Below are 19,901 nucleotides of genomic sequence, written 5' to 3'. Positions count from 1 at the left end.
TCCCGACCAGCGTCTTCGCAGGTCGCAGGCGGTATCGGAGGAATCCGGTATCGCCTTTCGATGTGCCGGGACCGACGATTCCGTCGATCGGCCCTGCACCCGACTGCTCCCGCCCCCGCTCCGGGCGGTGTCCGGGGACGAGCTCAGGGCCTGCACGCACCCGTGCGATGACCCGGTGGTGTCACGGGCGCTCGGGCGCCGAGTTCACTGTCGGCTCCTGTCGTGCGGCGATCGATGGGGGTCGGTGTGTACGTGCGCTCGCATCCCTTGCGGGCCGAAGAGGATGAGAAGCTCGACCGCGCCTCCGTCGGCGCTGCCCAGCCAGTGGGGCAGGGAGGTGTCGAACTCGGCTGCCTCACCGGGCGGCAGTGTCAGGTCGCGTTCGCCTACCTCCGGACCTCGATCGCCGCGAAGGTCGACGGCGCCCCCGAACCGCAGGTGCGAACGGCCGCGGTGCCCTCGGGTACGAACCTGCTCGGCCTGCTCAACCACCTGACGTCCGTCGAACGCTCGATGTTTCTCGGGGCCACGTCACCGACTGGCAGGCGACGTTCCAGGCCGCACCGGCGGACAGCGTGGCCGATGTCGTCGCCCGCTACCGGGACGCGGTCAAGCGCGCCAACGACGTCCTCGACGGATGCCCCGATCCGGGCACACCCGTCCCCCGACCGCGTCCGGACAGCCCCGCCCCCAGCATCCGCTGGGCACTCACCCACATGATCGAGGAGACCGCCCGACACGCGGGCCACGCGGACATCCTCCGCGAACTCGCCGACGGCACGACCGGCCGCTGATCCACGACTGTGCGGCGCTGTCTTGTGCCGCTGGTCTTCCGGGCGGCCGGCCGGTCTGCTGCCGGGCCCGCTGAGGCGGCGGGCGGGGTGCGTTGTGCTCGGACTCGGTCGACGACGTGCACTCGCGACGTATGTGTGTGGCCCGGGGATTCTCTCGGCTCGCCTCATGTGGGTAGCGCTGCCGTGGGCTTGTCGGGTGTCCTTCGGGGCCGGGGAGTTGTCGGGTCCGGTTGTGGTGGGGCGGATTGTCAGAACGGGGGTGGATCGGGTTGGAGGGGCGTGCGGTTGGCGCCCTTCAGGAGACTGATGACGCGTTCGTGGGTGTCCCCAACCCGGTCGACGACGTGGATCCGGCAGAAGACGTCTTCGGCCTGCCTCATCGCCTCCGCCGTGAACCAGCCCAGGAACATCAGCTGTTGTCCGGGGATCGGCCGGCCTGGGCCTATGAGGTCGAGGGCGAAGTCGCTCCTGTCGAGCAGGCCGCAGCCTGCCAGCGAGGCCACAGCCTCTTGCTGAGTCACCCAGTTCGGCGAGTCGGTCGCTCCCCGTGCCCTGGCGGCGGCCGTGTAGGTGACCCGGTAGCTCACGTGCGCTGTCACCGCCACGTCCTGGCCGCCGTTGAACAAGTGACAGACCCAGGCCAGGCGATCGTCCGGAGCGATGCCTGCCATGACCCGTCCGAAGTAGCCGAGAGCGGGCCGAATGGTGCGCGCGTACTGAGCGCGGGCCAGGTATGCACCGCCTGTGGCGATGACGGCTGTCACAGCCCCTTGGAGGTCCAGGAGCTTGAGTTTCCACGGCCAGTCGCGGGTCACCGACTGCGGCAGGTTCTCCCGGACCAGTGCGTAGCACAGGAAGAACGTGGCCAACCCGACGAGCGTCAGCAGAAACCTTGAGAAGAGCCGGTCCCGGTGTATTACGCGCTGTGCGGTCTCCAAACCAGTGCCCCCGTCCCTCTGTTCCGTTGCTCAAACCTTAGGGATTGATCACGAAGGGAGACAGTGGGTGGGGAGACGAGATTTGGGTCCGCGCACTGCCGCCCTCGAGGCTCTGTGTGATCGGCGGGTAGCACTGACAGGCCGTTGCGACCGGGCCCCAGTACCGCGTACAGCCCGATCGCCCCGCACCCGCGTGCGACAGCCGTCCGTGCGGACCGATCTGACGTCCCCACAGCGGCGGCCCCCCCCGCACGGTCACCGCGACCGCACCGACGCGGGGCCTCGCACAGCCGCTCACGACCAGCTCAGGAACACCGTGTGCGAGTCCAGCTCCTTGTCGGTGAGATCGGTCGCTGTTCCTCCCCGTGTGGCCGGCACTACCCGGAGGTCGGGCGCTTGGTACCCATAGTCGGGGTCCTGCTCGGCATCGGGCCGGTGGACGGAGACGATGAACTCTGTCCCGTCGGGCGACACCAGCATCCCCTCCGCGACGGTGCCGTCCTGCGGGCCGGCCACGCGGCCGACGGCACCGGCGCGCACGACGACCTGCCCGGCCCAGAGGACCTGCTGCGCGCGGAGCTCGCCGAGCAGCGGGCGGTCCGGTTCGCCCGGGATCACGACCGCACCCGGGGCGTCGCCGAACTGGACCTGGCGGCTGAGCTGTTCGACCGGATCGGGATGCCCTGGCACGCGCTCTCCGCACGCTCCCGCGCCCTCTCATGGGCGGTCGTCCTCGACGACGCCGGAGACGGCGGTGCCGCACAGGACGTCCACGGCACAGAACCCGCCACCGGGCGGCCGGACCCGCCCGGCGTCATGTCCGGGCACGGACGGCACCACGCCAGGGCACGGACGGCGACCAGCGGAAGCCCCGCGGTCCGACCCGTACGCTTCACAACGCCCGGCGCGGTCCCGGCCCGGGTGGGCAACGCGTCGGCGATCACCACGACCGGTGTGCGGCTGCCCGCTGCCGTGGATGGGGAGCGAGTGTCACGGGCTGTGGTCGTGTCCGTCGCGTGGGGCGAAGGCGGCGAGGGCGTCGGCGTCGGTCGCGCGAGCGTGCGGGAAGTAGTCGGCCCACTCGGCGATGTCGGGGTAGGACGAGTCCTGGCTGAGCCGGGTGGCCGCGGCCTGGAGGTCGAGGTGTGTGGTGCGGAGTTCGACGCCCGGGCCCAGGAGGGCCCAGTGCGCTCCGGCGCGTCCGTAGGGCATACCGATGCTGCCGGGGTTGATGACGAGCCGGCCGTGAGCGAGGCGGACGAACGGCATGTGGGTATGGCCGCAGACCACGGTGCGGATGTCGGTATCGAGTCCGCTGAAGACCTCCTTCCAGCGGTCGAGGGGGGAGTCGACCAGGACGACCTCCTCGTCGTCGCGAGGGGTGGCATGGCAGAACAGCACCTTTCCCAGGCCGTTCACGGACAGGCAGAGCGATCGTGGCAGCGAGCCGAGAAGGTCGAGATGGTCCTCGCGGAGCTGTGCGGCCGCCCAGAGAGCCATCGGATCGGGGATCGTGTCGCGCTGCCCCCGGCGGTACTCGAGGAGTTCGCGGTCGGCGTTGCCGCTGATCCAGATGACGCGGTCACCGAGGCTGGTCAGCAGGTCGAGAACCCGGGTCGGTTGCGGGCCGGCGGCGATATCGCCGGTGAGCACGATGTGGTCGGCGGTGCCGACGTCCGGTTCGGCGAGCACTGCCTCCAGGGCCGGCAGGACTCCGTGGATGTCGGACAGGACGGCTACTCGGTTCGGCATGGTCACCACTGTGGGGCGCAGGCGACAGAGTGGTGGGATCCTTCGCCTGGCGCGTAGTTCAAGGGGCGCCGTTCGACGTCGGGAGCGATGGAGCGTTCACGGTGTCGTCAGAAGGTCGGTCATGTACGGAAGACCTGGTCGAGAACGCTGAACGGGGCCGCTTGGCCGAGAGCATCGAACGCGCCCTCTTCTGCGATGTCTTCAGCGGCACTGATGAAGGCGCTCCAGGCCACGCGGGCGAGGGAGGATCCCGTCGAAATCCGGCGGACTCCCAGATCGGCCAGACGGGCGGCAGGAAGCGCCGGATTGCTCGAGGCCAGGACGTTGACCGGCTTCGGAGCGACCGCTTTGACAATCGCCGCGATTTCCTCCCGTTTCTCGAGTCCTGGAGCGAAGAGGCAATCGGCTCCTGCTTCGGCGAAGGCGACCAGCCGTTCGATCGCCACTTGGGCGGCATCCGGGTACCCGACCAGCCCGGCCTCGCATCGCGCGGTCAGAACGACCGGAATCCCCGAGGAGTCGATCGCCTGGCGAGCGGCTCGAACACGTCTAACGGCCAGCTTGCTCTCATAGAGTGGCTTCGCCCTGTCGCCCGTTGCGTCCTCGATCGACAGACCGGCGATTCCCGTCTCGATACAGAGGCCGACATTCTCGGCCACATCTTCGGGCTCGTGCGCGTACCCTGACTGAAAGTCGGCGTTGACGGGCAGCGGTGTCGCCGCGACGATGTCCCGGATGTGGGAGAGCATCACATCCCGTGGCACGGCCCAGACCTCATCAGGCATCCCCTTCGTGAAGGCAAAGCCCGCGGAAGTGGTGGCAAGGGCACGGAATCCAAGGTGCTCCAAGTACACCGCCGACCCCTCGTCCCACGGGTTGGGCAGGATGAAGCACCCGGACTCGTGCAGTGCACGGAATTGGTTGACAGCAGCCGACTGAGGCGGGTCCGTATCTCTCATCAAGCCAATCTATCGAGTCGCCAACCCTGTACCAGGGCGACGGGCATCGAGTATCCGGCCACGGTGATCACCATCGCACTGCCTTCTCTGCCTCGTCATTGGCGGTAGGGAGGGTCGGCCGCACACGGGCGACGACCGCCACGGGCACCTCGTAGGTGATCCCGGCCGCGTCCAGCGGGTTGGGGCGGGACTTGATGGGCTTGTGGGGGCCTTGGCGGGGAGCCATGAGTGTTCCTTCGGGGATGGGGATGAGTCCGGGCTGACGCGTGGCTCAGGTCCAGGCGACGGGGGAGGTGGGAGTCGAACGCGGTCGGCGGGCGCTTCCACGCCTCGGGTCCTGCGGCGTACTCGGCACCGGCGGACAGACAGGACTCCAGGAGTCGTGCGAGCCCGTGGCGATCGAGTCCGGGCGAAGCGAGGGGCCGTCAGTTCGCCCCGCGTCGGCCGTAGCGGCGCTCGAACCGCTCGACCCGCCCGGCGGTGTCCAGTACGCGGGCGGTCCCCGTGTAGAAGGGGTGGCTCGCGTTCGAGATCTCGACGTCGACCACCGGGTAGGTGTTGCCGTCCTCCCAGTCGATCGTCTTGTCGCTGGTCATGGTGGAGCGTGTGAGGAACGCGTAGTTCGCGGCACGGTCGCGGAAGACGACGGGACCGTACGCGGGGTGGATTCCAGGCTTCATGGCGGGGTTCCTTCGGGTCGGGACGGGCCGGTGGCAGGAGGGTGTGGTCCGCGGGTCAGCGTTCCTTGCGGAAGTCGACGTGGCGCCGGGCGACGGGGTCGTACGTGCGCAGGACCAGGCGATCGGGGTTGTTGCGGCGGTTCTCGCGGGTGACGTACGTGTAGTCGGTTCCCGCGGTGGAGCGCAGCGTGATGATCGGGCGTACCTCGGTGCGAGCCATGCGAGTACTATATGGGAATGGTTTCCATTATCAATAAGTAGCGTCCGACGAGAGGCAGGTAAGACCTTGTCCGCCCACTGCCAACTGACCGGTGCTCGACCGGGCTTCGGCAACACCATCTCCCACTCGCACCGGCGCACATCGCGCCGTTTCGACCCCAACATCCAGCGCAAGCGCTACTGGCTGCCGAGTGAGGGCCGGTATGTCCGGCTGACGCTCAGCGCGAAGGCGATCAAGACCGTCGACAGCATCGGAATCGAGGCCGCCGTGGCCCGCATCCGCGCTCGGGGAGTGAAGGTCTGATGGCCAAGAAGAGCAAGGTCGCGCAGAACGAGAAGCGCAAGGCGATCGTCGAGAGGTACGCGGCCCGGCGGGCCGAGCTGAAGGAGATCATCCGTCGGCCGTCCTCCACCGACGCCGAACGCCGGGCCGCCGTGGAGGAACTCCGGCGGCAGCCTCGTGACGCCAGTGCGACCCGGGTGCGCAACCGGGACAGCGTGGACGGGCGGCCGCGAGGCCACCTGCGGAAGTTCGGCCTGTCACGTGTCCGCGTGCGTGAGCAGGCCCACGCCGGCTTCCTTCCCGGGGTCACCAAGTCGTCCTGGTAGCTCTGGCGCCCTCGCGGTGGACGGAGCGTCCGGCCGTGACCCGGCGGGGTCACGGCCGGGACCTCGTCCGGGGCGTGACCCTCTTCGGGTGTCAGGTCGGTGACGCCCTCGCGGGTCCGCCGGGCCACACGCCGGCTCATAACCCGACGGGGGCGCCGGGTCGCAGGGCGAAGGAAGCCTCGCCGTGGTGGGTGCGGGAGCCGGGTGGGCGGGTATCGGGTTCTCGATGCGGTCGAGCGGGCTGAACCATGTGCGGGCGGCGCGTAGTCCCGGCCCGCTGGCCGGGCTGGGTGCGGGCAGCCGTCAGATGGTGACGACGAGCTTGCCCCGGGGGTGGCCCTGCCGCAGGTGGCGGATGGCGGCGGGTGCCTCGGCGAGGGGGTAGGTGCGGTCGACGACCGGGGTGATCCGGTCCTTCTCGGCGAGGTCCTTCAGGGTCAGGAGGTCCTCGCGGCGGGTGAGGGAGACGAGGTTGCGGAGGTTCTGGGCGACGAAGGGGGAGAGCAGGACGGCTCGGAGATCACGGCTCATACCGCCGAGGAAGCCGCTCCCGCCCTCGCCGCCGACGATGACGAGCGTGCCGCGTGGTGTGAGGGCTCGGCGGAGTACGGGCAGTGGCCGAAGCCCCGCGTTGTCGACGATGACGTCATAGCGGTGCGGGCCGTCGGTGATGTCCCCGCGCGTGTAGTCGATGACGTGGGTGGCGCCCAGGGACCGGACGAGGTCCGCGCCTGCGGGACCGCAGACGCCGGTGACCTCGGCGCCGTACATCGTGGCGAGCTGGACGGCGTACGTTCCCACGCCGCCGGACGCGCCGATGACGAGGACCCGCTGACCGGGCTGGGGGCGGGACTTGCCGCTGAGGGCCTGGAGGGCGGTCATGCCGGAGACGGGGAGGGCGGCGGCCTGCTCGAACGTGAGGTTGGCGGGCTTGAGCACAACCCGGTCGGCCTTGGCGCGCGCATACTCGGCGAAGGACCCCTCGCAGTTGCCGAACACTTCGTCGCCCGGCTTGAAGTCGGTCACCTTCGCGCCGACGGCCTCGACCCGCCCGGCCCCGTCCCAGCCCCGGACGGGGTTCTTGGGCCTGCGAAGTCCGAGGGCGACCCGGGCCACGTACGGCTTGCCCGTCATCAGGTGCCACACTTCGGGCCCCACACCTGCGGCACGTACCTCGACGAGCACCTCGTCGTCGCCTGGTACGGGCCGGTCGATGTCCCGCAGGTTCAGCAGATCCTCCGACCCGTACGCATCCTGAACGATCGCCCTCATGGCCGTAGCCCCCCTTGACGGTCTCCGCCACCGTGACACCCCGGGTTGCGCTGAGCATCCCGCGTCCGAGTATCCCGACGGATCGCACGTCTGACCAGATTCCTGAGCATGCTCTGGGGGCCGGCCGAATCTCCAACGGCGGGAGTTTCCGGTCAACGTCCCTGTCTGACCTCCGGTGGTGACTGAGCGTCGTGAGATGTGTTGCCGCTCGGAGTGGTCGAGGGGGGACGAAGTGTCCACGGCTTCGGGCGTCGACCGGCCGACGGACTTTCGTACGCGGACGTCGGGTCCGGGCGGGAATCGGCTGGTCGAGGGGAGTTCAGGTGTAGGCGTCCTCGACAGCGACTCGTCGCACGGTACGCAGCGTCGACCGGAGACTGTCCAGATCGGCCGAGCCCAGAGCGAGGCGGATCGCCTGCGGCGTGTGCGTCGTGGTGGTGAACGGCTCCGCCGTGGTCACCGAGATGTGCAGGCGTGCGAGGGTGGCGGTCAGGCGATCGGCGCGTGCGTCGTCGGGCAGCGGCAGCCAGGCGAAGTAGGACGAGGGGTGGCTGATGAGTTGTAGGCCGGCCAGCTCTTGTCCGGCGAGTGCCTGGCGGGCCTTGGCGTCGTCTCGTTTCTGCGCCTCCAGGTGGTCCGCCGTGCCGTCGTCGAGCCAGCGGCAGGCGATCGCGGTGGTGAGGGCGGGGGTGTTCCACGTAGTCGCCCGGATCGCGCGTTCGAGTGAGGGCACCACAGCAGGCGGTGCGACGACTAAGCCGACCCGCAGGCCGGTGGCGACGCTCTTGGACAGCCCCGAGACGTAGACGGTCATGTCCGGCACGCTTGCGGCCAGAGGCGGTGGAGGGTCCTCGACCAGGTAGGCGTAGGAGGCGTCTTCGACGATGAGCGAACCGTGCTGTCGAGCGATCTCGATAAGGCGGGTTCGGTCGGTTGCCGACATGACCCAGCCCAGAGGGTTGTGCAAGGTGGGCATGGTGTAGATCGCGCGCACGGGGCGGGTCGCGCACAGCTTCTCCAAGGCATCGAGATTCGGGCCGTTGGTGGTTTTCGGTATGGGCTCCAGGTCGAGATGAAAGGCATGCGCGAGCACCTTGAAACCGGGGTAGGTGAGTGCGTCGACCGCGACGACGTCGCCGGCGTTGAGCGCGGCCATGACGGTGATGGCGAGGCCGTGCTGCGCGCCGTTGGTGATGAGGATCCGATCCGCGTCTGTGGTGATTCCTCGACGTCTCAGGTGTCGTGCGATCGAGGCTCTGTCCTGGGGACGTCCTCGATGTGGTTGGTAGCGCAGCAGTGAGTCGAGTTCACCGGAAGTGGCCACCTCTCGCAGGGCCTGCCGTAGGAGATCGGCTTGGCCGGGCAGCGACGGATAGTTGAAGTTGAGGTCGACCGCATCCGCCGCGACGACCTGCTGATCGATGCCGTGACCGGCGGGAACCGCGATGTCGCGTACGAATGTGCCGCGGCCCTGTTCCCGGCTCACCAGACCCATCGCTTCCAGCTCGGCGTACACCCGAGTCGCGGTCACCACGGCGATGCCCTCGCGGGCGGCGAGCCCGCGGTGTGTCGGCAGCCGCACACCTGCGGCGATCCGCCCGGTCCGGATGTCGGATGCGAGCGCGTCGACCAGGATTTTGTATCGCGAGGCCGCCATGCGCCGGATTGTACCCATGACAATTCTTTGACCGTCCTGTTCGCGGGTCCTTACCGTCGAGACCCGACTCATCCAGGAAGGACTGCCACCGTGCATATCGCCATCCTCACCTTCGAGGGCTACAACGAGCTCGACTCCCTGATCGCGCTCGGTGTGCTCAACCGCATCAAGACCGACGACTGGCGCGTCACCATCGCCACCCCCAGCCCCAAGGTGACGTCGATGAACGGGTTGGTCATCGAGCAGATGTCCACTCTTGAGGAGGCGTGCGCCGCTGACGCCGTCATCGTCGGCAGTGGCATCGCCACCCGCGAGGTCGTCGAGGACTCGGCGATCATGAACATCCTGCGGGGGCTGGACCCCTCGCGCCAGCTCATCGCGGCGCAGTGCTCCGGCGCGCTCGTGCTGGCCAAGCTCGGCCTGCTCGACGACATCCCCGCCTGCACCGACCTGATCAGCAAGCCGTGGGTCATCGCCGCCGGCGTCGAGGTGCTCAACCAGCCCTTCTACGCCAAGGGCAACATCGCCACCGCAGGCGGATGCCTGGCCTCGCACTACCTCGCCGCCTGGATCATCGCCCGCCTTGAGGGCAACGAAGCCGCCGCAGGCGCGCTGCACTATGTCGCCCCGGTCGGCGAGAAGGATGAGTACGTCGAGCGCGCCTGGCGCAACATCTCTCCCTACCTGCCCGCTCCCGCACCGGCGCTCGTCTGACCGACCAGTCGCGAGCAGCGACCGGCCAGGAAGCCGCGCCCCCTGTTCCACGAACACTTCGGCGACGGGATCACGACTCCGCCGCGCGGGGGAGGGGCGCGGTGCGGACGGGCGCGGATCGCGTTCCGCACAGCGAGGCCGGCCACCCTGGCGCGCTCGTACCGGGTGGCGGGCAGCCAGCCCCCTTTGCCTGCTGCCAGGCGTGGCCGAATACGCTGGAGTCCGGAACGAGGAGGTGCGGGCATTGGCGAGACCAATCGACTACGAGCGACGAGCGGAAGTGCTCGATCAGGTGATCGCGTACCTGGCGGCGAACGGGATCGCGAAGCTCTCGATCAGAAAGCTCGCCGAGGCGCTCGGGGTCAGCACATCGGTGATCACCCATCAGTTCGGGTCGAAGGAGACACTGATCCTCGAAGCCCTGAGGCGGGCACGCGAGGCCAACCTCTCCCGGTTTCAGAGCCTGCGTGAAGCGCGCCCGGACGCCAGCTTCGCGGACGCGTTCATGCAGATCTGGGACTGGTGGGTCGAAGACCCCGCCAGGATCGCGTTCAGCCGGTTCAACATCGAGGTGATGTTGATCGAGGGCCTGGTCGATGACGCCGCGCGCGACGACCTGACCACCTTCTGGCTCGACTACTGGAGCGAGTGGCTGGTGCGCGACGGCATGTCACCGGAGATTGCGCGCGTTCGGGCCACGCTGGCTATCTCTGTACTGAGCGGCGTGACAGTCGACCTGGTTTCGACCGGCCAGTTGGACCGTCTGAACGAGGCCGTCAAGGACTTCGCCCGGAACCTCCGGGTCTAGGTTCTGTGTGATGTGTTGTGATCAGTTACTGGCTTCTGCCTCCTTCGGGAGGTGGAGCCGGTAGGAACTGGTTGTGACGCGCGGGCAACTCGCCGGCGGTCAGTGGAAGTTCATCGAGCCGTACCTGCCGATCGGCGGGTACGGTCCGTACCCCGAGTGGCTGCGGGAACAGTTCGAGGGGTGATCTGGCGCCTTCCCCCTGGGTCTGGCGGCCCGAGAGGTACCCCCACCCTGGGTCTGGCGGCCCGGGGGTACCCCCACCCTGGGTCTGGCGGCCCGGGGGTACCCCCACCCTGGGCCTGACGGCCCGGGGGTACCCCCACCGCATGGACTCCCTCCTCCGCCTTGCGATCCACGGAACCAGACCCCCGCTCACCAACCCAGCCTGACCCATCGGAAACGACCTGGGCCGGGGCCGCGGGCCTGGCCGTTCCCTACCCTTCTCGGTAGGGCGCGATCAGGCGGTGGATGAGGGCGTTGATCTCCTCGTGCTTGTGGCCGATGCAGGAGGCGTGGCCGGCACCGGCGACGAGTGTGAAGTCGCTGTTCGGGGCGAGCCGGGCGACTTCCTCGCCCCACTTCGGCGGCGCCTGGACGTCCTGCTCGAACCCGACGACGTGCAGCGGAACGGTGCAGGTACGGAGGCTCTCCCTGCCGTCGTAGTCGTTGCACGCCTGCCACTGGCTGATGAGAGAGCCCTCAAGATCGCTCTCGTACTCGGGACTGGAGCTGTAGGCGAGCATCTCCTCGCAGAACCGGTCGTCGCTGAGCGCCGAAGCCGGGTAGAGCTGCGCGAGCGAGTGCGCGGCACCCATCGCTCCCGAGAGCCGGTTGCCGGCGCGCCGCCACTGGATCTCGGCGTCCATATAGGAGTAGACCCATCCGGTCGCCTTGGCGATCGTCCCCATGAGGACGGCGGCCCGGACCAGATCGGGGCGGCGCACGGCGAGTTCCTGAGTGATGATCGACCCCATGGACAGCCCGACGACGATCACGGGAGTCCGGCAGACGGCTTCGATCAGCGCCGCTGCGTCGTCCGCGAGTTGACCGATCGTCAGTGTTTCTTCGGCCGAGTCCGACGATGCTCCGACCCCGCGATTGTCGAAAGTGGTGTTCCGGTAGAGCGAGTCAAAGGCAGGGGTTTGGTAGAGCCGCCACTCGCTTCCGGGTGCGCCGCCGCCCGCGATCCAAACGAGGTCCGGGCCGCTGCCCGACTGCTCGTAGTGCATCGTTTTGCCGTTGATCCCGACCGAGGGCATGGCTGCTCCGTTCGTTGGTGGAAATCGGGGATTGCGCAATAGTGCAACGATCGTTACGGTAACCCTCCTGTCCGAGCCGGTGCAAGCCCCGGATGGTGGCGTGAAGGGGTTCGGGTAACGGTTTGAACTGCACGAAATCCGCTATGGACTCGTAGGGGGTGGTGCGGTAGCTTCCGTTAGTGAAACGAATGTTTTAGTAACGATTCGAGATTCGAGGGGGATTCTCCGATGTCCACTGAGGTCGACAAACCGAAGCTGTTCGCGGGACTTCCGCGCACGCTCTATCCTGTCGCGGGTCTCACCGTTTTCGACTCGACGACGTTTTTTGCGCTCCAATCTCTCCTTGTCTACTACATCTACTTCGCGACGGACGAGGGCGGGCTCGGTTTTTCCGTTGATCGTGCGATCAGCATCTCCGCCGCGTTCGGCGCCTGCGCCTATCTCGCCACGATCGTGCTGGGCTGGTTCGCCGACCGTGTGTTCGGTGCCGCCTTCGCGCTGCGCTGGGGCGCCTGGGTGGCGGCCCTCGGCTACTTCCTGCTCGCCGTCGTCCCCGGACCGGTCGGACTGGCGGTCGGTATCATCGTGGTGGTTCTCGGAGCCGCCTCCATGTGGGTCGGAGAATCCGCGACTGTCGGCGGCACTCTCGACGCCTTCCCCACGAAGCGGGAATCCGGATTCACGATCTACTACGTCGGAGGGGCGACGGGAGCGTTCGTCGGTGTCACGCTCGGCGGCGTGCTGGAGTCGAAGGTCGGGTTCAGCATCGGCTTCATCGTCTCCGCGCTCACGCTGGCCGTGGGACGTCTCCTGTACGGGCCGTTCCGGCGTGGCAGCGAAGCGACCGCTCCCAGAGTGGACCCGCAGAACCGCGCGACCCGGACGCAGATCCTCGGCGTGACCTCAGCCGTCCTCCTCTGCTTCGCCGTCCTGGTCGGGGCGGTCCTGCTCGGCTTCAATCCCGCGACGCTTCTCGGGGCCGCCGCCCTCGTCGTCGCCGTCGTCTTCTTCGTGCGACTGCTCAGAGACAAGTCGTTGACGCCGGAGGTGCGCAGAGGCGTGCTCGGATACCTGCCGTTCTTCGTCGCGACCATGGTGTTCAACGGCCTGTACCAGCAGCTGTACTCGACTGTGGCGGTGCACTCCGAGGAGTCGACGGATCGGGGCTTGTTCGGGTGGGAGGTCCCGCCTTCGACGCTTCTGGGAGCGGCGCCGCTGTGCTCGATCTTCCTCGCCCCGTTCCTTGCCACCTTGTGGGGAAAGCTCGGGGATCGACAGCCCCGACTCGGGACGAAGTTCGGCCTGTCTTTCTCGATCTGCTCGGTCGGGCTCCTGCTGCTCGCGGTGTTCTCGGCTGGGGACGCGCTGACTCCGATGTTCATCGTCGCGCTGATCGTATTCACTTTCGGAGCGGCAGACGTCGTGGTCACGCCGTCGGGGCTTGCCCTGGCGAGCCGGGTGGGTCCCGAGGGGTACAGCACTCGCATGATCGCGATCCAGTACCTCGGCATCGCGGGCGGGATCGCTCTCGCGGGCACGGCGGGCGAGTGGTTCGTTCCCGGCGAGAACGAGGCGCTCTACTTCGGCGCCTGCGCGGCCGTGGGTGCGGTGGTCGCGGTCGGCATGTTCGCGACCAAGGTCCTCGGGTCGAGGAATCAGCGCGGAGTTCAGAAAGAGCCGGCCGTCTTGTGACCTTGCCGGCGAGCGTAGAACGCCACCGGACCGTGCGGTCCTCTCCGCCTGGCGGAGTCCGGGCCCGGACGAGCCACCGGACTCCGCCGACGTGACGGAGCGCCTTCGAACGACACCACACACGGCATGCTCTGGGGTCGAGACAGCACCCGGATCACGATCTCCTGGAGCAACTGCGCCATCCCGGCAGTTCTCATGCTCGGACGGTCTCTCATGGATCGGGTCCGTCCAGCGGTAATCCAGAGCACCTCGCCGCCGGGGCCGACCGGGCCGGATCTCAGCCCGGTCCCGGCCGGCCCCGCACTTTGCGCGAACACCGCTTGTACGCGGTCCGGCCGGATCCGGGCGCACCCCGGTTCGGTACGGGCTCCGGCCCGTCGCCGGGCCGCCACAACGGCCCGGCGGATAGGCCGTATTCCGCGAGGATCCCCGCCTTGCACTCCGCGGTGCACCGGCGCGGACCTGTCGCGGTCTGCGGGCTCCGCAGTCGCAGGGGGCCGGTGTCGCCGCCGAGGCTGAGTCCGGAAGCCCGCCGACACTGCCCGTGTCGGCAAGCCTGGGAGGAGGCCGGCGTCATCCGGGAAAGCCGCGGTGTAGAAGACGACCCGGAGGAAGGCCGCGGCGGCAGAGACGCCCGGGAAGGCGGACGGAACGCCGCCGATGCGGGTCCGTGCTCGGTGATCTGATGCACAGTCATCTCACGGCCGGGCGGAGCCTCGTACGGCGCGGGAGATCGCACAGGCCGCTCGCGGAGGCCCACCCCGTCGCAACACGAGTGTCAGTCTGGTCCGTCACCGCAGCGTGGCACAGACTCCCGGAAGCCACCCGGCGGTCCCAGGTCCCGAGGCGGGCGCTCCTGGGGTGTGTATCGGAGTGGTCTAGGTTGGCTCATGTGGGTGTGCGGGGGCGGAGTTATCGATATGTCGGACCAGTCGAGCTGAAGACCGCGGTCCGGCTTGGCAGTGGCGGGCGCCGGATCAGCTCGGCGGCTGACTTCGAGGACTGGGTTGCCGAGCGATCGACGGCGGAGTTGGGCGAACCGTTCACCTTCGTGGTCGGCACGGACGGTGTGCTTCGGCTGGCACCGCGGCGAAGTGAGCATGTGGCATGTGCCGGTGGAGCCATGGTTCTGAGTGCCGGCGAGATCAGCTTCGTACGCGAGGCGGGCCGGTGGGCCGTGGGCGAGGTCAGCAATCAGTCCACCGGGTACTGCCCGGACGTCACCTCTTGGCCGGAAGTCGCTCGTGCTTTGGACGATGTAGGGCTCGGGCGGCCCTCCGGCTTCACCCATGAGGTGGTGTTTCGGCGGTGCCCCGGCTGCCAGGAGCACAACATCGTGCGCGAGGACGACTTCGTCTGCGTCTTCTGTGGTAGCGATCTGCCGGAGAGGTGGAATGTGGATCCCACCGTGTGATGGCCGCGGGTCACAGCCACTTGTCGATGGCCGCTACGAGGGCGGTCGCCACATAGCGGACCACCGGCGTTTGGTGGTCGACTCCGAAGCCGACTCCACGTATCGGTGGGGAGGTCGCGCCAAAGGTCTGCGGCGTAGGTGCGGCGATGCCGCCGGGGTAGAGCTGGGTGCCAGATCATCGCCTTCGTCCCCGCCGACAGCGCCGCCCCGGCCAGTCGCTCCCGCAGCTACCACCTGGCCGCCGACGGCCCCCCGGCCGCCAGGCCCCACACCCTCCTGCACCGCGCCCTCCAGAGCTCCTCCCACATGACGGGGGCCACGGCCCGGAACTCGCCAGCAGTGACCCCTGTGCTGTTTAATGAATGAACGAACATTTATTAATGAAGGGCGGCAGTGGTGGGACGTCCCCGAGGGGTCGAGGATGCGGTGATCCTGCGTGCGGCGGCGCAAGTGATGGGACGGGTGGGTCCCGCGGGTCTCACGCTGGCCGCCGTGGCGCGCGAGGTCGGGTTGGTGCCGGCAACTCTGGTGCAGCGATTCGGTTCCAAGCGTGGTCTGCTTCTGGCACTCGCCGACCTGTCCGAGAAGGACGCGAGCGAGACGGCTGGGCGAGTGCGTCTGTCGCACGATTCGGCGCTTGGGGCGTTGGCGGCGCTGACGGTGGGGTCGGCGGCCACGATGGCCACGCCGGAGAGCTTCGCCCATCATCTGGCGTTCTTGTGCATGGATCTTGGTGATCCGCAGCTCTACGAGCGTGCGCTGGCCATTCACCGTACTCAGAAGCGGGCGATCGAGGACCTGCTGACGGAGGCGACCGGTGCGGGCGAGCTCCGCGTCGGAACCGATGCCGCGGCGCTGGCCCGCACCGTACAGGCGATCACCGCCGGTGCGGGCCTGACCTGGGCACTCGAACGCGAAGGCACCCTTGAACAGCGGCTCCGGCAAGAACTCGACAACGTGCTGTCCCCGCACCGTCCGCCCCGACACAGCCACGACCCGGAGGAATCATGACGACTGACGCACGCCCGCTGGCCGGAAAGGTGGCTCTGGTCGCCGGCGGTACCCGGGGCGGCGGACGCGGCATCGCCGTCGAGCTCGGCGCCGCCGGCGCGACGGTGTACGTCACCGGACGCAGCAGCACCGGTGGGCGCTCCGAGCTGGACCGCCCGGAAACCATCGAGCAGACCGCCGAGAAGATCACCGCCGCAGGCGGCCTGGGCATTCCCGTCCGAACCGACCACGGCCGACCCGACGAGGTCCAGGCCCTCGTCGACAAGATCGCCGCAGAACAGGACGGACGGCTCGACATCCTGGTCAACTCCGTATGGGGCGGAGATCCGCTGACCGACTGGGAACACCCTTTGTGGGAGCAGGATCTGGACACCGGTCTACGGCTGCTGCGGCAGGCGGTGGAGACCCACATCATCACCAGCCGGTTCGCGCTTCCCCTCATGGTCGCCCGCAAGAGCGGCCTGGTCGTGGAGGTCACCGACGGCAACACCGCCCGCTACCGCGGCACATTCTTCTACGACCTGGCGAAGTCCGCGGTCATCCGCCTCGCCGTCGCCCAGGCCGCCGAGCTCAAGCCCCATGGCGTCGCGGCCGTGGCCATCACACCCGGCTTCCTACGCTCGGAGGCCATGCTGGAACACTTCGGTGTCACCGAGGCCAACTGGCGCGAGGGCGCGGCCCAAGACCCGAACTTCGCCCACTCCGAGACCCCGGCCTACCTCGGCCGGGCCGTCGCGGCGCTGGCCGCCGACCCCGAGATCATGGCCAAGACCGGACGGGCCCTGGCCACTTGGGGCCTGTACCAGGAGTACGGCTTCACCGATGCCGACGGCACACAACCGGACTTCGCCGCCCACTGGGCCAAGAACCTGGAAGAGCAGTACGGACCACTTGGAGACCCGCTGTAACCCTGGCCGGCAAGGGCAAGGGCAAGGGCAAGGGCAAGGGCAAAGGGCAAGGGACAGCTGCCGTATGCCGCCGGCGGCATACTCCTCTTCGGTGTCCTCCTCGTCGGAGACGTCCGGGTCGCGCAGCGGACCCTGGCCCGGGCCACCGGCCCTGATGTTGAACAGGTAGATGTTGAACAGGTAGTGGTCCAGGAAGTCGATGTGCCGGTCCTTCAGCGGGGAGAGGCGGCACCGGGCTGATCCTCACTGCCGGCAAGACACCTGACGGCTGCGCTACCGACCAGAACCGCCGCTGGTTCCAGCACAACCCGAACGGGCCGGCTGCGGTGTGTTCGGCTCGTCGGAGCCGGCAGGCAGTACGCAGCAGCCGGGTACTGGCCGTGGGTGCACACCCTGGCAGCCGCCCCCACCCCCACAGGACGCGTAACCGCCCTGGCCGGCTCGGCGTTACTGCGGCATGACCGACCTGTCAGACCTCCTCGACGTCCTGATCGACCAGCCCGGCGAGCGCCTCCCCATCCTCACCGCTGGTGAGGCGCGCGCCGTCGTGGTCCTGCTCGGGCTCCTCGCGCAGGCGGGGACGGATGAGGGCGAGGTGGCTGCTGAGCTGCGGGACCGGCTCGCGTCCAGGACGCCCGGCCCTTGACCCCAGGCGCGACAATGCCGCCCCCGCCAGGCGCAACCGCAGTCGGCGGGGCTCCCAGAGCCTCGCATGGCCGGTCAGGGCGAGCATCGGCGTCCCGAGCATCGGCATCCAGGCCGGCAGGAAGAGCGCGATCTTGGCGACCTCCAGCCAGACCTCCGGGTTCCGACGGTCGACGGAACCGGCCGGCCGGCCGATCGATGAGTTTCGGGTCGTGCGGAGGTCACAGCTTGCAGGACCGCTGGCAGACTGACGCGCTTGTACCCGAAGGAGACGCATGGCAAAGCTCATCTACTCGATGATTACCTCGCTCGACGGCTACGCCGAGGCGGCGGAGGGCGACCTCGGCACCGGGGCCGACGACCAGGAGGTGCATACCTTCGTCAACGACCTCTTCCGCCCCGTCGGCACGTACCTCTACGGCCGAAGGATGTACGAGACGATGGTCTTCTGGGAGACCGCGCACACCGAGCCCGACCATCCGCCGCATATCCTGCAATACGCCCGCGACTGGCAGGCCGCGGAGAAGATCGTGTACTCCACGACGCTCGAGTCGGTGTCCAGTGCGAAGACCAGGATCGAGCGGACCTTCGACCCGGACGCGGTGCGCAAGCTCAAGGCCGAGGCCGATCACGACCTCACGGTCGACGGCCCGAACCTCGCGGCCCAGGCGATCGCGGCCGGCCTGGTGGACGAGTACCACCTGTTCATCACCACCAGCGTGGTCGGCGGCGGCAAGCGGTTCTTCCCCGACGGAGTGCGCCTCGATCTCGAGCTGGTCGAGGAGCGTGCATTCGACAGCGGACTGATCTACGCGCGCTACCGGACCCGCTGAGCCGCACCGGTCGGTCTCCTGCCGCAGGGGAGCTGTCCGGCGTCGACCTCGCCCAGGTCGCCGCCACCACTCCCGCCGGTAACACGCAGCTTATGCAGAGCGAATTCCGGGCCCCGTAATCTGCAAGCATCTGGAGGGTGCTGTACCGGACAGGAGTTCACTTGCTACGACTTCACGCGGTGAGCAAGCGCTATGGTCGTGGCGATTGGATTCTGAGAGACGTCGACGTGGAGGCTCCGGCCGGCGAAGTCGTGGCGTTCACGGGCGGGAACGGGTCGGGTAAGTCGACCCTGCTGCGGATCGCGGTGGGCCTGTCCCGGCCGACGCGGGGCACGGTGGCCGCGCGGCCACCGGTCGTCGGCTACGTCCCCGACCGCTTTTCCCCGAACGAACGTATGTCGGCCGTGGCATACCTGACCCACATGGGCCGCATACGCGGGCTGCCCACCTCGGTCGCCTCGACTCGGGCCGGCCGACTGCTGGACCGGCTGGCCCTGAGAGGCGGCGAACAGACCCCCCTGCGGAACCTGTCGAAGGGCAACGCGCAGAAGGTCGCGTTGGCGCAGGCCCTGCTGGTCCAACCCGGTCTGCTCGTCCTGGACGAGCCGTGGTCCGGGCTGGACGCAGACGCCCACGACGTGCTGGCCGAGATCTTTACCGAGGTCGCCGACTCCGGAGGCACGGTCGTCTTCACCGACCACCGCGAGTCGGTGACCAGGGCCCGAGCCACCCGGACCTACACGGTCGGCAAGGGCCATGTGGCGTTGCGGACGCCGGAGCCCGGGGCCACCGAGTACCGGCTCTCGTCCGAGGTCGTCCTGACCATGCGCCAGGACGACCGCGTGCCGCGGGACCTGGCCTGGGAGAAACTGGACGGTGTGCTGGCGGTGAGCCGGCAGGCGTCCGGAATCAGGGTGAGAGTGGCCCGTGAGTCCACTGACGCCCTGCTGTTCACCGCGCTTCAGCACGGCTGGTCCGTCGAGCGGGTGACAGGGACGGTCATGGACCGCCGCCGTACGCCGGACGCCTCGACGAACGGAGACCGGGACCCGCGATGATCGCGCTCATCCGCTACACATTCGCCACCGTGCTCCACACACAGCGCTACCTCGCCCCACTGCTGCTGTTCATGGGCCTGATGGGCGTACTGACCGTCAACGGCAGCGGTCCGCTGCCCCCCGCCTACGCTTCCTCCGCCGGCGCGCTGTTCGTCTGCTCGACATGGCTGACCATCGCGCTGATGAGTCTGGACGACCCGTCGCAGCGGGCGATCGTCGTCGTCACCAGCGGCAGCCGGTCACTCACCGTCCTCCTCTCGGCGATCGGCACAGCTCTGCTGAGCTGTCTGGTCCTGATGGTTTTCGGCCTGCTCCTCCCGCTGTGGGTGGGCAACTACGCCGTCACAACGACCGATCTCCTGCTGGGACTCGAAGCACAGCTCACCTGCGCGCTCGTGGGCATCGCCATCGGTGTGCTGTGCTCACGGCTGGTCTTCAAACGACAGGGTTACGCACTGGTCGCCGCCCTCGTTCTGGTGATGAGCGCCCTCTTCGTCAAGGGCATGCCTCCGGTCAACCGGCTGTTCACCCTGATGGCCACAACCTCCGACGCGACGAAGCTGCTGGGGCCCACGAGCGGCATGCTGCTGCTCTCCGCTTTCATCCTGGCCGTGTTCACGGCCATCACGCAGTACATCGCCGGACGCAGGGAGTAGGCGCGCCGCTGCGAGCGTGCCCG

At 68.5% G+C, this 19,901-nt stretch carries 22 protein-coding genes and 3 pseudogenes; 13 read left to right on the top strand and 12 right to left on the bottom strand.

Features of this window, described 5'->3' with window-relative positions:
• Positions 1-204: 204 nt before the first annotated feature.
• Positions 205-390: pseudogene (locus ACWEFL_RS05560) on the bottom strand (XRE family transcriptional regulator); the annotation flags it as partial.
• Between ACWEFL_RS05560 and ACWEFL_RS05555 the strand changes: the two are divergent.
• A pseudogene (locus ACWEFL_RS05555) lies at positions 325-794 on the top strand (DinB family protein). The pseudogenes ACWEFL_RS05560 and ACWEFL_RS05555 sit on opposite strands and share 66 nt — an antisense overlap.
• Positions 795-1,042: 248 nt before the next feature.
• Here ACWEFL_RS05555 and ACWEFL_RS05550 read toward each other — a convergent pair.
• The 8 genes and pseudogenes from ACWEFL_RS05550 to rpmG all read right to left on the bottom strand — a co-directional run bounded on the left by ACWEFL_RS05550 (position 1,043) and on the right by rpmG (position 5,343).
• The gene (locus ACWEFL_RS05550; protein ID WP_451707808.1) at positions 1,043-1,663 is read right to left on the bottom strand and encodes a hypothetical protein; all 621 of its coding nucleotides are present in this window, start codon (positions 1,661-1,663) and stop codon (positions 1,043-1,045) included.
• Between the two features lie 363 nt (positions 1,664-2,026).
• Positions 2,027-2,422, bottom strand: a complete 396-nt coding sequence (locus ACWEFL_RS05545; RefSeq protein ID WP_451707806.1) for a hypothetical protein — start codon at positions 2,420-2,422, stop codon at positions 2,027-2,029.
• A 300-nt stretch (positions 2,423-2,722) separates the two neighbouring features.
• On the bottom strand, positions 2,723-3,484 hold the full coding sequence (locus ACWEFL_RS05540) for a metallophosphoesterase family protein (RefSeq protein ID WP_451707803.1): 762 nt from the start codon (positions 3,482-3,484) through the stop codon (positions 2,723-2,725).
• 119 nt (positions 3,485-3,603) lie between these two features.
• On the bottom strand, positions 3,604-4,443 hold the full coding sequence (locus ACWEFL_RS05535) for an isocitrate lyase/PEP mutase family protein (protein ID WP_451707800.1): 840 nt from the start codon (positions 4,441-4,443) through the stop codon (positions 3,604-3,606).
• Between the two features lie 67 nt (positions 4,444-4,510).
• Complete coding sequence (locus ACWEFL_RS05530; protein WP_451707798.1) at positions 4,511-4,669, bottom strand: hypothetical protein; 159 nt, start codon at positions 4,667-4,669, stop codon at positions 4,511-4,513.
• 64 nt (positions 4,670-4,733) lie between these two features.
• A pseudogene (locus ACWEFL_RS05525) lies at positions 4,734-4,856 on the bottom strand (cobalamin biosynthesis protein CobW); the annotation flags it as partial.
• A gap of 12 nt (positions 4,857-4,868) precedes the next feature.
• Positions 4,869-5,123, bottom strand: a complete 255-nt coding sequence (locus ACWEFL_RS05520; RefSeq protein ID WP_451707795.1) for a type B 50S ribosomal protein L31 — start codon at positions 5,121-5,123, stop codon at positions 4,869-4,871.
• A gap of 55 nt (positions 5,124-5,178) precedes the next feature.
• Positions 5,179-5,343 (bottom strand): 50S ribosomal protein L33, encoded by a 165-nt coding sequence (gene rpmG / locus ACWEFL_RS05515; RefSeq protein WP_451707792.1) that lies wholly within the window; start codon positions 5,341-5,343, stop codon positions 5,179-5,181.
• Positions 5,344-5,409: 66 nt separating this feature from the next.
• On the opposite strand from rpmG, the gene rpmB reads away from it, so the two are divergent.
• Together rpmB and rpsN are read left to right on the top strand one after the other, a co-directional pair.
• Positions 5,410-5,646: a 50S ribosomal protein L28 gene (rpmB, locus tag ACWEFL_RS05510; protein WP_451707790.1), complete on the top strand. Its 237-nt coding sequence runs from the start codon at positions 5,410-5,412 to the stop codon at positions 5,644-5,646.
• Positions 5,646-5,951, top strand: coding sequence for a 30S ribosomal protein S14 (gene rpsN / locus ACWEFL_RS05505; protein WP_451707788.1), 306 nt, complete (start codon positions 5,646-5,648; stop codon positions 5,949-5,951). Before rpmB ends, rpsN begins: the two co-directional genes overlap by 1 nt.
• 303 nt (positions 5,952-6,254) lie before the next feature.
• Here the strand turns inward: rpsN and ACWEFL_RS05500 are convergent, their stop codons facing one another.
• Together ACWEFL_RS05500 and ACWEFL_RS05495 are read right to left on the bottom strand one after the other, a co-directional pair.
• The gene (locus ACWEFL_RS05500) at positions 6,255-7,223 is read right to left on the bottom strand and encodes an NAD(P)-dependent alcohol dehydrogenase (RefSeq protein ID WP_451707785.1); all 969 of its coding nucleotides are present in this window, start codon (positions 7,221-7,223) and stop codon (positions 6,255-6,257) included.
• Between the two features lie 319 nt (positions 7,224-7,542).
• Positions 7,543-8,880: an aminotransferase-like domain-containing protein gene (locus ACWEFL_RS05495; protein ID WP_451707782.1), complete on the bottom strand. Its 1,338-nt coding sequence runs from the start codon at positions 8,878-8,880 to the stop codon at positions 7,543-7,545.
• Between the two features lie 90 nt (positions 8,881-8,970).
• Between ACWEFL_RS05495 and ACWEFL_RS05490 the strand changes: the two genes are divergently transcribed.
• Both ACWEFL_RS05490 and ACWEFL_RS05485 read left to right on the top strand, forming a co-directional pair.
• Positions 8,971-9,594, top strand: a complete 624-nt coding sequence (locus ACWEFL_RS05490) for a DJ-1/PfpI family protein (RefSeq protein WP_451707779.1) — start codon at positions 8,971-8,973, stop codon at positions 9,592-9,594.
• A 280-nt stretch (positions 9,595-9,874) separates the two neighbouring features.
• Positions 9,875-10,402 (top strand): TetR/AcrR family transcriptional regulator, encoded by a 528-nt coding sequence (locus ACWEFL_RS05485; RefSeq protein WP_451707776.1) that lies wholly within the window; start codon positions 9,875-9,877, stop codon positions 10,400-10,402.
• A 434-nt stretch (positions 10,403-10,836) separates the two neighbouring features.
• On the opposite strand, the gene ACWEFL_RS05480 is transcribed toward ACWEFL_RS05485, so the two are convergent.
• Complete coding sequence (locus tag ACWEFL_RS05480; RefSeq protein WP_451707773.1) at positions 10,837-11,661, bottom strand: alpha/beta fold hydrolase; 825 nt, start codon at positions 11,659-11,661, stop codon at positions 10,837-10,839.
• Between the two features lie 228 nt (positions 11,662-11,889).
• Here ACWEFL_RS05480 and ACWEFL_RS05475 point away from each other — a divergent pair, with 228 nt between their 5' ends.
• The 8 genes from ACWEFL_RS05475 (at position 11,890) to ACWEFL_RS05440 (ending at position 19,878) form a co-directional block, all read left to right on the top strand.
• Positions 11,890-13,353, top strand: coding sequence for an oligopeptide:H+ symporter (locus ACWEFL_RS05475; RefSeq protein ID WP_451707770.1), 1,464 nt, complete (start codon positions 11,890-11,892; stop codon positions 13,351-13,353).
• Between the two features lie 892 nt (positions 13,354-14,245).
• Positions 14,246-14,767: a hypothetical protein gene (locus ACWEFL_RS05470; protein WP_451707767.1), complete on the top strand. Its 522-nt coding sequence runs from the start codon at positions 14,246-14,248 to the stop codon at positions 14,765-14,767.
• Positions 14,768-15,193: 426 nt separating this feature from the next.
• Positions 15,194-15,778 carry a TetR/AcrR family transcriptional regulator gene (locus ACWEFL_RS05465; RefSeq protein ID WP_451707764.1) on the top strand — a complete coding sequence of 195 codons (585 nt, stop codon included), beginning with the start codon at positions 15,194-15,196 and terminating at the stop codon, positions 15,776-15,778.
• Positions 15,775-16,686 carry an SDR family oxidoreductase gene (locus ACWEFL_RS05460; protein ID WP_451707761.1) on the top strand — a complete coding sequence of 304 codons (912 nt, stop codon included), beginning with the start codon at positions 15,775-15,777 and terminating at the stop codon, positions 16,684-16,686. Before ACWEFL_RS05465 ends, ACWEFL_RS05460 begins: the two co-directional genes overlap by 4 nt.
• Before the next feature lie 457 nt (positions 16,687-17,143).
• Positions 17,144-17,332 carry a hypothetical protein gene (locus ACWEFL_RS05455; RefSeq protein ID WP_451708128.1) on the top strand — a complete coding sequence of 63 codons (189 nt, stop codon included), beginning with the start codon at positions 17,144-17,146 and terminating at the stop codon, positions 17,330-17,332.
• 274 nt (positions 17,333-17,606) lie between these two features.
• On the top strand, positions 17,607-18,164 hold the full coding sequence (locus ACWEFL_RS05450) for a dihydrofolate reductase family protein (RefSeq protein WP_451707758.1): 558 nt from the start codon (positions 17,607-17,609) through the stop codon (positions 18,162-18,164).
• A 161-nt stretch (positions 18,165-18,325) separates the two neighbouring features.
• Positions 18,326-19,222: an ATP-binding cassette domain-containing protein gene (locus ACWEFL_RS05445; protein WP_451707755.1), complete on the top strand. Its 897-nt coding sequence runs from the start codon at positions 18,326-18,328 to the stop codon at positions 19,220-19,222.
• The gene (locus ACWEFL_RS05440) at positions 19,219-19,878 is read left to right on the top strand and encodes a hypothetical protein (RefSeq protein WP_451707752.1); all 660 of its coding nucleotides are present in this window, start codon (positions 19,219-19,221) and stop codon (positions 19,876-19,878) included. The genes ACWEFL_RS05445 and ACWEFL_RS05440 overlap by 4 nt, the downstream gene beginning before the upstream one ends.
• Positions 19,879-19,901 lie beyond the last annotated feature (23 nt).

Source organism: Streptomyces sp. NPDC004838, from assembly GCF_053600955.1.
The sequence above is the reverse complement of the archived record's forward strand: the minus strand, read 5'-3'. Positions and strand labels throughout refer to the sequence as shown.

Coding starts and splice junctions, on each gene's coding strand:
- ACWEFL_RS05540 (WP_451707803.1), bottom strand. CDS start 3,484: ATGCCGAACCGAGTAGCCGTCCTGTCCGACATCCACGGAGTCCTGCCG.
- ACWEFL_RS05535 (WP_451707800.1), bottom strand. CDS start 4,443: ATGAGAGATACGGACCCGCCTCAGTCGGCTGCTGTCAACCAATTCCGT.
- ACWEFL_RS05530 (WP_451707798.1), bottom strand. CDS start 4,669: ATGGCTCCCCGCCAAGGCCCCCACAAGCCCATCAAGTCCCGCCCCAAC.
- ACWEFL_RS05520 (WP_451707795.1), bottom strand. CDS start 5,123: ATGAAGCCTGGAATCCACCCCGCGTACGGTCCCGTCGTCTTCCGCGAC.
- rpmG (WP_451707792.1), bottom strand. CDS start 5,343: ATGGCTCGCACCGAGGTACGCCCGATCATCACGCTGCGCTCCACCGCG.
- rpsN (WP_451707788.1), top strand. CDS start 5,646: ATGGCCAAGAAGAGCAAGGTCGCGCAGAACGAGAAGCGCAAGGCGATC.
- ACWEFL_RS05500 (WP_451707785.1), bottom strand. CDS start 7,223: ATGAGGGCGATCGTTCAGGATGCGTACGGGTCGGAGGATCTGCTGAAC.
- ACWEFL_RS05495 (WP_451707782.1), bottom strand. CDS start 8,880: ATGGCGGCCTCGCGATACAAAATCCTGGTCGACGCGCTCGCATCCGAC.
- ACWEFL_RS05480 (WP_451707773.1), bottom strand. CDS start 11,661: ATGCCCTCGGTCGGGATCAACGGCAAAACGATGCACTACGAGCAGTCG.
- ACWEFL_RS05475 (WP_451707770.1), top strand. CDS start 11,890: ATGTCCACTGAGGTCGACAAACCGAAGCTGTTCGCGGGACTTCCGCGC.
- ACWEFL_RS05460 (WP_451707761.1), top strand. CDS start 15,775: ATGACGACTGACGCACGCCCGCTGGCCGGAAAGGTGGCTCTGGTCGCC.
- ACWEFL_RS05455 (WP_451708128.1), top strand. CDS start 17,144: ATGACCGACCTGTCAGACCTCCTCGACGTCCTGATCGACCAGCCCGGC.
- ACWEFL_RS05450 (WP_451707758.1), top strand. CDS start 17,607: ATGGCAAAGCTCATCTACTCGATGATTACCTCGCTCGACGGCTACGCC.
- ACWEFL_RS05440 (WP_451707752.1), top strand. CDS start 19,219: ATGATCGCGCTCATCCGCTACACATTCGCCACCGTGCTCCACACACAG.